13 protein-coding genes are annotated in these 14,070 nt (G+C 51.4%); all 13 read right to left on the bottom strand.

What is annotated here, in order from left to right:
- Positions 1-23: 23 nt before the first annotated feature.
- Positions 24-1,394: an MBL fold metallo-hydrolase gene (locus tag WC764_03510; GenBank protein ID MFA6006764.1), complete on the bottom strand. Its 1,371-nt coding sequence runs from the start codon at positions 1,392-1,394 to the stop codon at positions 24-26.
- Between the two features lie 345 nt (positions 1,395-1,739).
- Positions 1,740-2,813, bottom strand: a complete 1,074-nt coding sequence (locus tag WC764_03505) for a nucleoside monophosphate kinase (GenBank protein MFA6006763.1) — start codon at positions 2,811-2,813, stop codon at positions 1,740-1,742.
- A gap of 55 nt (positions 2,814-2,868) precedes the next feature.
- Positions 2,869-3,585, bottom strand: a complete 717-nt coding sequence (locus tag WC764_03500) for a ribonuclease H-like domain-containing protein (protein MFA6006762.1) — start codon at positions 3,583-3,585, stop codon at positions 2,869-2,871.
- A 9-nt stretch (positions 3,586-3,594) separates the two neighbouring features.
- Positions 3,595-5,436: a cation-translocating P-type ATPase gene (locus WC764_03495; protein MFA6006761.1), complete on the bottom strand. Its 1,842-nt coding sequence runs from the start codon at positions 5,434-5,436 to the stop codon at positions 3,595-3,597.
- A 9-nt stretch (positions 5,437-5,445) separates the two neighbouring features.
- Positions 5,446-6,405 carry a M14 family metallopeptidase gene (locus tag WC764_03490; protein ID MFA6006760.1) on the bottom strand — a complete coding sequence of 320 codons (960 nt, stop codon included), beginning with the start codon at positions 6,403-6,405 and terminating at the stop codon, positions 5,446-5,448.
- A 3-nt stretch (positions 6,406-6,408) separates the two neighbouring features.
- Positions 6,409-7,326: a M14 family metallopeptidase gene (locus tag WC764_03485; GenBank protein ID MFA6006759.1), complete on the bottom strand. Its 918-nt coding sequence runs from the start codon at positions 7,324-7,326 to the stop codon at positions 6,409-6,411.
- Between the two features lie 18 nt (positions 7,327-7,344).
- Complete coding sequence (locus WC764_03480; protein MFA6006758.1) at positions 7,345-8,256, bottom strand: D-alanyl-D-alanine carboxypeptidase family protein; 912 nt, start codon at positions 8,254-8,256, stop codon at positions 7,345-7,347.
- A gap of 16 nt (positions 8,257-8,272) precedes the next feature.
- Positions 8,273-9,907: an AAA family ATPase gene (locus WC764_03475; GenBank protein ID MFA6006757.1), complete on the bottom strand. Its 1,635-nt coding sequence runs from the start codon at positions 9,905-9,907 to the stop codon at positions 8,273-8,275.
- A 168-nt stretch (positions 9,908-10,075) separates the two neighbouring features.
- Entirely contained in the window at positions 10,076-10,774 is a 699-nt protein-coding gene (locus tag WC764_03470) for a peptidylprolyl isomerase (protein ID MFA6006756.1), read from the bottom strand.
- 31 nt (positions 10,775-10,805) lie between these two features.
- A complete protein-coding gene (locus WC764_03465; protein MFA6006755.1) occupies positions 10,806-11,195 on the bottom strand; it encodes a M48 family metallopeptidase in 390 nt (129 codons plus the stop codon).
- On the bottom strand, positions 11,195-11,374 hold the full coding sequence (locus WC764_03460; protein MFA6006754.1) for a hypothetical protein: 180 nt from the start codon (positions 11,372-11,374) through the stop codon (positions 11,195-11,197). The genes WC764_03465 and WC764_03460 overlap by 1 nt, the downstream gene beginning before the upstream one ends.
- Before the next feature lie 11 nt (positions 11,375-11,385).
- Entirely contained in the window at positions 11,386-12,132 is a 747-nt protein-coding gene (locus WC764_03455; GenBank protein MFA6006753.1) for an HAD-IIB family hydrolase, read from the bottom strand.
- Positions 12,133-12,139: 7 nt separating this feature from the next.
- Positions 12,140-14,056: a hypothetical protein gene (locus WC764_03450; protein MFA6006752.1), complete on the bottom strand. Its 1,917-nt coding sequence runs from the start codon at positions 14,054-14,056 to the stop codon at positions 12,140-12,142.
- Between the last annotated feature and the right edge of the window lie 14 nt (positions 14,057-14,070).

Here is a 14,070-nt window from a genome sequence, read left to right as displayed (position 1 = left end):
AGGCTTTGGCGGGCAGGTAGTTTTTAAAATTCTAATTCGGCTTTTTCTCCTGCTGACGGTGCGTAGGCTTGATAGCCGAGATAATCGCGAATACGTTGGACCATGAATAGCGCCGAGGCCGGCTCGCCAAGTGCGACGAACACTTTTTGCAAATTGCCGTCGCACTGCTCAACGAAGTTGAAGAGCCCGTCGGAATCTTTGTGTGCAGAATAGCCCGGGAGAGAGACGACTTGAGCTCGCACGGGTACCATCTCGCCCAATATACGCACGCCCTTGGCGCCGTCTTGGATCACACGGCCAAGTGTCCCGGCAGACTGATAACTCACAAGAAGAAGTGTGTTCTTCGGGTCGGGCAGATAAATGCGTTCATGATGGATGATGCGCCCGCCGTTGCTCATGCCGGAACCGGCAATGATTATCTTGGGACGAGTGTCATGCAAAATGGCGCGCGACTCGTCGGTTGTCATCGTCATCTTGAGACCGGGGAATTTAAAGATATCGCCCTTAAGAATATCTGCCCGCGCTTGGTCGTTAAACATATTCTTATACTTCTCATATACCGCCGTCACCTTTATCGCGAGGGGAGAATCCAGATAGGTCGTGACTGGTGCGAGCTTTTTATCTCGGAACATCTCGTTCACTTCATAAAGCAACTCTTGTGTGCGCTCGACAGAGAAGGCCGGTATCATGAGAGTGCCCCCCAAGTTGATGGTACTCTGTATTATCTCTTTTAATTTTTCTGCTCGTTCTTCTTTGTGCTCGTGATTGCGATTGCCGTAAGTGCTCTCCATGATGAGGTACGTAGCATCTTTCACTATCTCGGTGTCGTGCATGATGGGCGACGGCGAATTGCCGAGATCACCAGTGTAGAGAAGCTTCGTACCGTTACATTCCACCTCCGTCATGGCGGAGCCGAGCACATGGCCGGCATCGCGAAATAGAACATTATAATCCCCAACTTTTACAGTCTGATGATAGTCAAGAGTCTTCCACATCGTCTCGGCTTTCTTCACGTCTTCTATGGCGTAGAGAGGCTCTAATCTGCAATCATGAACGCATTCTTTCTCAATGACGCCCAAGCTATCTTCGAGTAAAAGGAGGCCGATATCCTTGCATGGTGCGGTCGAATAAATAGTGCCGGTAAAGCCCATGCGCACGAGGCGCGCGATACGGCCAACGTGGTCGATGTGCGGATGGCTGACAAAGAGCGCGGTTATATCCTTCGGCTCATATGGGAACGGGTCCCAGTTCTTGTCGTCTGCCACTTTCGAGCCTTGTAACATCCCGCAGTCTAAAAGTATTTGTGTCCCTTCGTCACCTACCAATCGAAAGTTCGCGCCCGTCACTGTCCCCGCTCCGGAGTGAAAATAAATTGTCGCTTTTTTCTTTTGCATAAAATAATTATACCACAGAAACGAACGAAACAAACTGAAAAAACACAAACCCCGCCGGAGCGAAGGTTTGTGTCTAGGGTTGAACCGTCAAGTTACATTGTACTAGAAATTCTAAGTGGGTGCTCTGTGCGATGCGCCAAGGCGCAGTGCAACTGGCGAGCTCCCTGAATATGTTTATGCTAGTCAACGCAGCTTTACGATCTGCCTCCATTGTAGACCCGGCACGGCGCGTGTCAAATGTGTGTCAAATCAGACCACAGAAATGTTAGCCACGGTAGCGCTAATCCATCCCCAAGTTATACAGAAGTTATCCAGCACTTATTCACAAGTTTTCCCCAGCGGAATTTATAATCCCAAAATAGCGTGTATCTGCTTGATAAGAGCGAGCACCGGCGCGGCCGGCAGGAGGCTAAATGAGTCGATTCCCTCATCATCTTTGACAGTCCAAGGTACTTCTCCGACCACAACTTTGCCACTTGCGTCAAGCGAATATTCGTAGCCTGGTGTTATTTCGTAATCGTCCACCATCTTCTTCGCATCGGTGACCGGTACGGTGTTCCTGACAGACAACTTCGGTACACCTTCCAAGACAAGTAGGTCGCGCATAATTTTTTCATCGGTCGCGAGCCGGCCTTTAATAGCTTCCATGCCGAGTGTGTCACCCTCCTTCGCACCCATGCGCGCGCCTTTGCAGGACGAGTTGTCACACTTCAGATAAAATTCTTTTTTTGCGGTATCATATCCAATCTCCTTGGTGCGCATGAGTCGCGGATGGCGAGGTACGTGACAGATTGGGCAGATGACTCGGCCGTCCATGCGTGCGGCGATGACGGATGTCGGCACATCGATGAAGACGAAGAAGTCCGGGTCGTCGCGGTAGCCCATAATGTGACGGAAGTAGAGCGCGTAGGAAATTTGGTCGAGCCCGCGGGGGAAGCCGTCAATAAAGACCGCTTTCTTTTTGCCTTGCAAGTCTATCGCGCGTTCGACGAGAGCCAAGATAAGTTCGGTCGGCACGAGCGTCGTCGTACTGCGGCCTTCGAGCGCATCAACGGCGGTTGTAAGTGGCATCATACCGCGATAATTTTCTTTCAGCCACTTCACGAGCGCTTTCTTCTTCGCCGGTGAAGCGAGTTCTTTGTGCGCATCGCGGACGACATCGCCGACAGATAAATGCAAGATGTGTTCATGGCCGACTTGCTCGCCGAAGAGCTTGGTGTAAGTCCCCTTGCCCGAGTTCTTCTTGCCCATCATGAAGGCGACGAAGGTGTTCTTCTTCAAAAATTTGCGCAAGTCCTTAATCTCCTTCCCTGCCTTGAACTCGAAGTATTTCTGACGCCCCTTCGGATCGCCAAGGTCGTATTTCTTCTCACCGCCACTCTTTTTAGTCTTAAAAACAGGGAATCCTAGAGTCGCCATAATGTTCAAAATTATTTAATAGAGAACGCTCACTCTAGCAGAAAATGTCGAAAAATCAAAACGCGATTGTATCTCGCCACTTTTTATATAATTCTGCCGTGGCTTTGATGTCTCTGGTGTTATAACGGGCGATATCTAAAGATTTGCCGGCTTTGAAGAGGCCAGTCACGTCGTCGCCGGTGACACCGCCTACCTTTGGGCTCTCGACGCCTAACGCTCTGCAGAACATATGCAAGCTGCTACCCTTGAAGCGCGAGGCACCGTAGAACGAGAGCTGGTCCATCAGGTCGATGTGCGTGATGCCGGACTTAAATTGCTGGTACAAATATCTGCCTGCTAAAATATCTTTGCTTGGCCTGACGCCGTGCACGAGTGAACGAATCATCATGAATGGCCCATCGAAGGCACGACTATTGAAGCCAACGATGACGTCATATTGCTTGAGACCGTCCCAGAACGCCTCGAGCATTTCTTTTTCGTTCATCGGTTTGAGCTGATAGGCGCCTTCTGTATCATTTTTCGCCGGGCCAGTTCCAGGATTAAAATAGACGACGCCTTTTTCCAGTTCCAAATCATGCACGCCGATGGCAACAATTTCGCCGGTAAGGGGTGAGAAGCCCAAGCCGTCTTTAAGCTGTTCCAACTCGGCCTCGTACTCTTCGTCGCTCGCCGCCGACTTTTTGAGCGAAGCCGTGATAAGCTCCTGTGTTGACTCATCCATTTTGCCGTACTCCTCGCCGATTGTCTCGATATCGAAAATTACTGTGCGCATAAAAATAAATTATACATTAGATTTTTCTCTAAATAATCGCGCGGAGTTGATAAGCGGGAGGAAGTCGGTGATAAAATTATAGAATGCCGCGAGAGCTGGGCCGAGCACACCGGTAAATACTAAAACGAAGCCGATGACATTCGTCACCGCCCAGATTATAACGTCCCAGTGCACGACCGATCGCGTCCGTCGACCCAAGGCGATCATCTCACTTATGCGCGAGAGGTTATCTGTCATCACCACGATGTCCGCCGCCTCGACGGAGACTGCCGTCCCGCCGATACCCATGGCAATGCCGACATCCGAGCGAGCCAAAGCGGGTGCATCATTGATACCGTCGCCTACCATCGCCACAGGCCCTGGCAAAGATTCCAGTTTATTTAATTTATCCGCGGGTGACATCGCCGACGATACTTCCGTAATACCCATAGCGTCTGCCATCGCATTCGCCACCGCCGTGTTGTCACCGGTAAACATCACCACGTGCGCCACACCCGCTTGGCGCAGAGCGTCGATGCTTAAACGCGCTTCGGGCTTAGGCATATCCGAGATACCGAAGCTCCCGGCGAATTTGCCATCAATGACGACGATGGCAGCAGTCTCCGCTTTCTTCGCCAGGACATCGAGCGCGGTGCGCGCCCGGTCTTCATTCACGACTTTCGAAAGTTCTAAGATTCCTTCGTCGCCCACGGCCACATCATGTCCGTGCACCTTCGCCGTGACTCCGCAACCTTTGATTGTTTTGAGTTCGCTGTAGTCCGGCACCTTCTCCACCCACTCCTTCGCCTCTTTGAATATTGCGCGGGCGACCGGATGTTCGGAATATCTCTCCGCCGAGGCGACGAGCGTCCAAAATTCTTTTTCATTAACGCCGGGCTCGATGGCAACCGTGCTGACGTTGAAGCTGCCGTAGGTGAGAGTTCCTGTTTTGTCGAGCACCACTGTCTTCACTCGGCTCAAGGCGTCGAGCCATTCCCCGCCTTTGACGACCACTCCGCGCTTGGCTGCCGAACCGATGGCCGCGCTAACCGCCAAGGGTATCGCCACCGCCATATCATCAGCGCAAGCGACGAGAAAGATTGAGGCCACCATCATCAAGTTGTGGGTGAAGTAGTAAGTCCCCGCGCCAAGCAACAAAACGACGGGTAAAAATATTGTGGCAAACCTGTCAGCCAATCGCTCGGTCTTGGATTTATGTTTAAGCGCCTCTTCGATAAGTACCGCCATACGCTCGAGCGTAGACTCCTTGCCGATGTGGGTAACGCGCACTTTGGCGGCACCGGAGTCGCCCAATGTGCCGGAGAGCACCGATTCGCCAATATCCTTAACTATCGGCACCGATTCGCCGGTTACCGATGCTTCATTAACGAAGACACTGCCTTGCACAATAACGCCGTCTGCCGGTACGCGCGCGCCAGCCATGAGGATGAATATGTCGCCCTCTTTGAGCGTGTCTGCCTCGACTTCACTTGTCGCACCATCATGTTCGACGGTCGCCGTGCGTGGCTTGAGAGCGAGAAGTTCGGCCACCGCGTTACGCGTCCGCGACTGCGTGCGCCACTCGAGCAAACTGGCGAAGGAGAGCATAAGTACAATGAACGCCGCCGATTGATACTCCCCGGTCATAAACGAAATAACAAGCGCGACCAAGTTGAAAGCTTCGATGGTGATGGAAAGTTTTAAAAATCCGCGCAAGCCCGCCACTGCGGTAGGTATGCCACCGATAGCCGCCGCGATTATGAGAAACATTTGTGTGCCGGGCACGAAAAAGTTAAAAGTGAGCGCAATAAAAACCGCCACAATGATGACGTATTCGCGCATTGGCTGGTCGAAGATTTTCGCGGGGTTCATGGTCGCAACTTACCTTCTATAATAATCGATGATTGCCGTGATGCCAAGCAGATTTTTCTCCCATTCGACTTTTTTATGCGAGGATAATTCTACGGTAATCGCGGGAATGTTTTGCGACGCGAGCCAATCCTCCGACGCGCCCGTGACCGCGTAGCTGTCGAAGGTCGGGACGGCCTTGTAACCCGACGCTTTGGCGTAGGTGTTCATGATGTTCGTTGTCTCTGGCAAGATGCCTTTCTCACACTGCGATGCGTAAACAGCGTTGGCCTGACTGTGATAGAAAACTGCGACGTTGGGCTTGTTCTCTAAAATATAATTGCGGAGCGCCATCGCCTCCGGCTCCGAGAAAGGACCGGTGCCGGTGCCGACAGACTTACCCTTCCACACTCCCTTCGGGCTCCACTTACAATTGAAGTTCCTGTTCAAGTCTACGCCGTCAGCGTTCAAACGGCCGATACTTTGATCACCAGTAGCCGGCACATCGGCAATTGTGAAGCGCCCTTCTTTGCCGATGACCTTGAAGACGCCATCGGGGTTGGCGTTCGGAATCACAGTAACATGCACGTTCGCGGGAATTGCGTCTGGATTTGCGACGAGGTAGTCCATCAAGTCATAAGCGAGCACGACGCTATTCCATTCGTACCCGCCGTGGATACCGCCGACGAAGAGAAGCACCTCACCCCCCGGCCCCCTCCCCGAAAGGGAGGGGGAAATACTGATTCCTCCCCTCTCCTTCGGAGAGGGGTCAGGGGTGAGGTTTGAACGGTAAGTAAACGCCTCGATATCACGACCTTCGACAGACTTGCCAATGACTTTGCGTTCGGGATTTGCCTTTTCAACTTTTTGCGCGACAGGGTTCGGCGCCGGCGTTGGTTGTTTTTGTAATAATGCGACAACAGAGAAGCCTAGGCCAAGCGCCACTACTGCAATAATCGTGATAACGACCCACCGTGGGAAAATCTTCGTCATTACTTATTTCGCGTATTTTGCGAAAACAGCTTTCACTCCCGCGAGATTTTTATCAAGTTCAATATCAGTGTGATTAGTGAGCAAAACACTGATTGCCGGAATATTTATTTTCGCCAGCCAGTCGACCATGTCGCCAGATGTTTGGTAGGCATCGAACTTGTCGTAGGCTTTATAGCCGGATGCTTTAGCGTAAAGTGAGGTGAGAGCCTTGGTTTCGGGTAAAATACCGTTACCACAACTCGACGAGTACACCCCACCTGCCGCGCTGTAATAGACGACAACTGCTTTCGGGTGATTTGCTTCGATATAATTCTTAATAGCCTGACTTTCCGGTTCGGAGAACGGCGCACTGCCACCGCTAACTTTCTTATTCTGCCAAACGCCGGATGCTTGCCAGTTACAATCGAAGTTGCGGTTCAAGTCGACGGTATTGGCGTTAAAGCGAGCCTCAGTAAGCTGCGCGGAGGAGGCCGCAGTGAAAATCGGGGCGTCGCCAAGGTATTGACCATCAGCAATCTTAGCGAAGCCATCTATGTTCATTGTCGGGATAATTGTGATATTTAGATTACCAGGAATCAACTTCGAGTTTTTCGGAAAGTAATCAACGAGTGTATTTGCAAGGTAGGTAGTATTCCATTCATACCCGCCGTGGATGCCACCGATCAAAAGAATTTCTTCAGGGCCCGTGCCGAAGTGATACGCAATGATATCGCGCCCTTCGACCGACTTACCGATGACAGTCTGCCCTGAATTTTCTTGTGCCGCCGTTGTTGTTGTAGTTGTCGCTGTCTGCGCACCGGTTGTGCTCGTTGCCTGCTCCTGATTTACAGGTTCAGAACTCTTTGACCCGTTGGTCATTAAGAAATATCCGATACCCCCGACAACAACAAGAACAAGAATGCCAATTATCCAATTTTTCATAATAATATTGTTATTAAATTAATTATCAAAAATATTAATCAGGTACGGGTCGATGTCGCGCTGGTCTATATCATAGAAATTCTTGTTATTGTCGTGCAAATAGGTCGCGAGTTTGACGCCGACGAAGCGCCAGTGCCATGGCTCGGAGACATAATATTGATTACCCTTAGGATACGACAATTCGAAACCGAAGCGGTACGCGTTCGCCACCATCCACTGATAACCGGGCGTCTTGTCGAATCCCTCGAGCACGCCGGCCGAGCCCGGCATAATGAGGTCTACCGCCGTGCCGAGCTGATGTTCGGAATATCCTTGGTCGGCCGAGAACGAGTTGGCCGTGCCGGCACCGTAGACCACCTTGTAAGTTGACTTGAGCAACTTCTGCTCGGCAAATGAACGATACGCGGAGTTGATATAGATGGTGATGCCGTTCGCCTTCGCCGTGTCGAGCATCACTTTGAGGAATGGCCACGCCTCGACGATGTACTGCTCGGGCTTTTTATTGCTGTAGAGATAGTCATTGGGGACACCATAGAGATGCGCCGGTGTGTAGTTGTCGTTCAAGAAATAAACTTTGGAATATTTTTTCAGCAGCTGCGGGTCAATCGTTGCAAGCTTCTGTAAACCGCCGACAGTCTGCGCCACGCCACCGACTTGCGACTTGACCGCGTCGATATTTTGCTGGGCGTTATTAAGGGTGTTCGACAGCCCGGCCGTTTGTGATGTCAGACCCGAGATACCCTGCGCGAGTTCGTCGGCCTTCTGTGTTTGCTCGGCTGTCGTCGAGGCGACCTGCGTCTGGAGCGAGGCAAGCTTGCCGGTCAAGCTATTGATCTGCGTATATTGATACGCGACAAACCCGCCGACAACGAGGATAAGCGCGAGAACAATAATATTACGCCGTATATGGCCGACAAAAGCATTTATCATAGTCACCAGTATATCATTATTTCGAAATCAGCCCCAACCTCTCCAGCCGCATTCTGATGGCGCCCGGCTTGCGGCCAAGTTGCTTTGCTATCGCGCTTATCTTCACTTCACTTTCGAAAAGTTCTTTGAGCATCTTCTCTTGCGCCTTGTCCCACGGTCTATAAGCATTGGTATGCTTCTCTCTAATTTCTGCCAGTTTGCCTGTATTCGTTTTGGTATTCCCTTTCAACTTTCTACTTTCTACTTTCAACTTTCGATTCACCTTTCCGCCGCATGAGATGATAAAGTTATCGTGCATCTTCTTGAGCTCTTCGGCCGTTAGTTTAGTGAAGGCTTCTTCCGCTTCGTCCGACGACGCGCGGAAAACTTCGTCTTGCGCCAGCACTTCGGGGTGAACTTGGAAGGCGCGCTCGTTCCAGCCGAGGAGGTGCACGCCGGCGAGCCGGCGCACCCTAGAGAGCGCCACGTACCCTTGGCCGTATTCGAAGACTTGGCCCAAGTCCATGACCGCCGCGTCCATACTCATACCTTGGCTCTTGTGCACCGTGATAGCCCAAGCCAGACGTAAAGGTAACTGGGTCAAGCTCGCCTTGACCTTGCCGTTCTCCTCGATAGACCAGCCCATCATCGGCTCAACTTCGATACGCTGGCCTGATTTCGTTTTTACAATCGGATTGTTCGTAAATTCGGAAAATTTCTCGACCACGCCCTGTGTGCCGTTCACGAAACCATCTTTAGGTTTATTTTTTGTGAACATCACTTCAGCACCGATCTTGAGCACGAGTTTCTCCGGCGATAGGCAACCGCGTTTAAGCGCCTCCACAAGCCATTCTTTACCCTCTGTCTGCATCACGTACACCTTCTCATCGCCCTCTATTTTCTTAAGCGTGCCGTCGTTCACGGCGTCGACATTCACATTGTGCGAATATAATTTGGGGATCCCGGCCGGAATCTTCTCTCTATCAACTTTGCGCTTTACGAGATGTAATAAATGATCTTCGGTAAATTCGTTATGCCGTATCGCCGAAAGTAGCTCTAGAAAATCGTTATCATCCTGCCGATGTTGCTCTGTTAAATAGCAAGTAATCACGTTAGCTGATTGCCATGCGGGAGAAGAGTAAGCAAATCTATCTGTCCGAGGCGAGACCTCGGACATCTCGTCAAAAAGTATTTCTTGTGAAAATTCGTCTGCTTTTGCTTTGGGCATTTCTTTAACGACTGGCGGTAATTGGAAGAAATCACCCACAAATATCACTTGCAACCCGCCGAAGGGCTCACCCGACATCCGTATCTCGCGACAGACTTGATCCACCATCGTCACTGTGTCCGGCCCGAGCATCGACACTTCATCGATAATCAAGACCTTCGCCCGCGCAATTCTCTTTACCAAATACTCATTGGTTGTGAGTTTGTCCAAATCATACTGCGAAAGTTTCGGCTTGATGCCTATACCGCTCCATGAGTGTATCGTCATGCCGGATAGATGCGTCGCGGCAATGCCGGTCGAAGCCGTTACGGCCGTCTCTATCCCGCGACTGCGCAGATACCAGATGTACTCGTTGATAGTATGAGTCTTGCCCGCGCCCGGCTCGCCTGTGAGGAACACGTTCGCTCCGGTCTTTAAAATATCCAACGCCTGTGACTGTGTCATCAGGCTAGTCTAGCACAAAATTTATTTCTTCTGGACTATTTTTTCTTGTCAGCCTTCGGCTTCTTCTTGTTCTTCTGCTGGCGGTTGTTACCTTTTGCCATTGTATTAGTTTTTAGCCCCGACGCTCTGGTCGGGGAGCCGACTGAAACGTCGGCTTTAATAACACTACTATTGTAACACGACTTTTTCTATAGTCACACTTTTCACCGGCCTACTTGAGATGTCGTCGACTTCCACATTCTGGATTGCGTCGACAACGTCCATGCCGGCCGTCACTTTGCCGAAGACAGTATGCTTGCCGTCCAGATAATTATTATCTGCGGTGTTAATGAAGAACTGACTGCCGTTCGTGTTCGGTCCGGCGTTCGCCATCGCTATCGTACCGGCGACATCGTGGTTGCTTGCGCTTATCTCGTCGGCGAAGGTATAGTTCGGGCCGCCCGTCCCCCAACGTGATGCCTGAGCCTCGTCTTTGCTTAATGGGTCGCCACCCTGGATCATGAAATCTTTCATGACGCGGTGGAAGCGTGTGCCGTCGTAGAAGCCGGCCCCTGCCAGCTTAATGAAGTTCGCGACCGTGTTCGGCGCCTGCGCTGGCAGGAATTCTATAACTATCTCCCCGTAATTCGTCTCTAATGTTGCTTTGGTCATGACTTTTTCTTTATTACTTTCTTGATTATTTTGTGTTATTTGTTCTTGATTAGTGGTCGTTGCTGATGCGTTTGCATCTGGTGTAGGAGATATGGCCGACACTTGGGCAACTTGGTCGCCGGCAATAGTCTCCTTTGGCGGTTCTTGGAGAAAATAAATTCCCGCGCCGACGATACAAGCGAGAATTAAAAGATAGGCTTTTGATTGGATGCTCATATGTTTTGCAATAATAGCATTATTTGCATAATTATTTCAAACGCACTCGTTTAAGCTCCGCTCTGTGTCGCCGCCAATCGGGCGCGGCTTGCGCGACGAGCACCCAGAATTTGCGTGAATGATTGAACTCACCGATGTGGCAAAGCTCATGGACAATCACATAATCGGCGAGATGCGCCGGCAACAAGACAATTCTGTAATTAAAATTTAAGTTTCCTTTCTTCGAACAGCTTCCCCATCGGCTCTTCTGGTTGCGTATCGCCACTCGGCCGATCGCAAAACTATAGCGCGTATTAAAATGCGCTAAGCGTTCATGCACGAGCGCTCGAGCATTTTCCTTGTGGGCTATATAGTGCTTGGTCGAACCTTTCCGCCGTTTCGGCCGCCGGCGCAATCTTCTTCGGATAATCCGCCAGAACATTAGTCCTCCAGAGCTTCAATGGCTTTGTCGGAGTCAAGACCTTCGCGATCCATCAGCTTCTTTACGCGCAAAGCTCTATCGCGGTCAATGCTATATTCGTCCATAAGCTCTGTCAGCTCCTCCTCCGCCTCGTCAGAGAGCACATCCTCTTCCCCGTCGTTTAAAATATTCGCGGTCATGATAATAAAAATTAAATTATGCTTTTAATAAACTTTTTTGTATCTTCCGGGTCAGCTACTGCATACGTCTGGATACATGTTGGGATAACTATCGCATCGTTACCGCCCGGGCCGAGTGCGTCGCCAACATAGAGCATCTCGCCTACGGGAATTTTCGTCAGTTCTGCGAGCTTGAGCACACCGTAGCCTTTGTTCACCCCCTTCTTCGTAATATCTATTGAGGTCGTGGCGTTCAAACCGATGGAGAAATCAGGTAATTTTTCACAAAGCAAATCATAGAGCGGCTGGCGCTTCTCTCGTGTCGGGTCCCACTTCTGCTTCTCCTCAAGCGGTGCTTGCTGGCCCAGGGCAGAGAGAGTAATCTGCGCCCCGCGATCTTCTATCTGCTCACCCCAAGTTTGCGGCACGAAAGATTGGAAATTAGTTTCTGTCATCGCCTCATTCAGTGCATTCATAATTTTCTCACGCTCAATATCGGTAAACTTCTCGTTATATTGCTCCTGCCATTTGCCGTCTTTGTACACATAGCAGGCCGCCGCGTTCGTTGGGAATAAATATAAATTGGAAAAATTTGCGTCAACCGGTAAGGCTGGCAAAAATTGCCGTTCGAACTGATGGAACGAAGCGCCGGACATTATAGCGACAGGCAACTTCGCCAGCAAGCTCGCGAGAAGCAAGCCCATGTCGGCCTCCGTCTGATGTTTACTTGGTGCAATGGTGCCGTCGAGGTCGAAAGCGACGAGCTTCGGTATATTCATGTGTGTTTTATAAATTCTTCGGCGCCAGGATTTTGAGCAACTTGTCGAGTGCTATCTTCGCTACGCCCACGACCGTATCCGCCCCGCCATAATACACATAGATGGTCTTGCCGCGCAACACCGCCCCGCACGAGAACACAGCATTGCGTACTTGGCCGACGCGCTCGTACTCCTCAAGCGGTTCGAAGATAGTGTCCACAGAGCGCGAGAGCACTATCGAGGGATTCTTCAAGTCCAATAGTACAGCACCGAGTCTGTATGTAGAGGTCTTGGACACGCCGTGATAGAGCAAAAGCCAGCCGGCATCTGTCTTTATAGGCGGGCCGGCGATACCGATCTTAGCGCTATCCCACATACCCGGCCGCGGCCCCATTATCTCGATACAACGCGTGAGCGGAGTCTTAGCGAAGTCGAGAGAGTCAACAAAGTCGGCGCAAATCATCGGATCGATGCGATGGAAGATCATGTATTGATCAGCAACTTTCTCTGGCAGAAGGCAGGCGTCTTTATCCTGTATCTGGGGCGGAGTAACACGTTGAGGCTTCTCCCACATATCCCAGCGCTTGGCCAAGAAATCTTTTACGGATATCGAGGAGAGTGCCGCGTGCCATGGGTCGACGCCGTTGAACGCCGTGTAAGCCAAGTAAATTGTATTGTCTATTCTGGTCAGGCGCGGGTCCTCACAGCCCGAGGTATTGCCACCCCTTTTCTTCTCGAAGTCTTCACGCGGGACATAGGCTGGCTGATCCAGACGCTCTGTTATCTTCACGCCATTTTTGGTCGATGCATAGCCGAGAACAGAATTATTATCGTTACCCATCGCGCGGTAAAGCAAATAGATAGTGTCGTCTATCTCGATAGCCCCGGGGTTGAAGACCGCTTTGCTTTCCCACGAGTGGCCCTCAGCAGGTTTAAGAATCGGATTCTCCTTCGCGCGCACGGCGAGTTGGGCGCGCCGTTCCGGCACCATAGCGCTGAGTAAATCTTGTAAACTTAACGAGGCTCGCGCACAGACAGTATCCGCCGCACCGTAATAAATATCCACGCGGCCGTTCGTGTTCAGGAGCGCGCCCGTGGGGAAGACGATGTTCGGCACCATGCCGTACTTCTCGTAAGTTTCTTCCGGCACCATGATCGGCCCCTTCGTCCGGCCGACTATCTGGCGCGGGTCATCGAAGTCGAGGAGTAATGCCTCGATGCCGAAGACGCGCTCCCCTCCGCCGAAATAATTCTGGATATAAGAATAGAACAAGAGCCAGCCGTCTTTGGTACGCAATGGCGGCGCCCCAACCTCGATATGGTCGTGGCTGAAGCGCAAAGGATTAACGATGTGCTCGTCAATTTCCGCGTGCCACTTTTCCCAAAATTTCAAATCCCAAAAGTCTTCGAGCTTGTCGGCCTGGACGATTACAGTCTTGACCGGTGGCTCATCGGTGTGCGCGCTGAATATTGCCGTAACCTTGCCGCCGACTCGCTCGGGGAAGAGCACCATCGCCTTGGCATTAAAGGGTGTGACCAGATGCTTCTCGTCGATGCGCTCCATATCTTTAGACAGCGCCACTGCCACCTTGATATTGCCGGGGCCAAAGGGCATCCCACCCAGAGCAGTATAGAACGTCACATAATTCCCCTCGAAGAATGTAACGCGCGGGTCTTCACAGCCATACTTCTCCCACGGCTGCTCCGGCACGATGAACGCCCTGCGCGCCTGGAAGTGTTCACCGTCCATTGTGATTGCCTTGCCGATCGTTGATAAGCCTTCGGGCTCGCGCAAGGCATCCGGCCGGCTCAAGGCGCGATAGAGCATGTGCGTCGTCTTGCCTTGCCGGACGGGGCAAGGGTTGAATGTCGCGCGCGACTCCCACTGCTTGTCATTCAATGGTGCAATGAGCGGATTGTGCGTGCTGCGCTTGATGATATACATAATTTGGACGGAAT

This window comes from Candidatus Paceibacterota bacterium (assembly GCA_041660505.1).
Classification (GTDB): Bacteria; Patescibacteriota; Minisyncoccia; order Phycocordibacterales; family JACRKE01; genus JBAZWG01.
The sequence above is the reverse complement of the archived record's forward strand: the minus strand, read 5'-3'. Positions and strand labels throughout refer to the sequence as shown.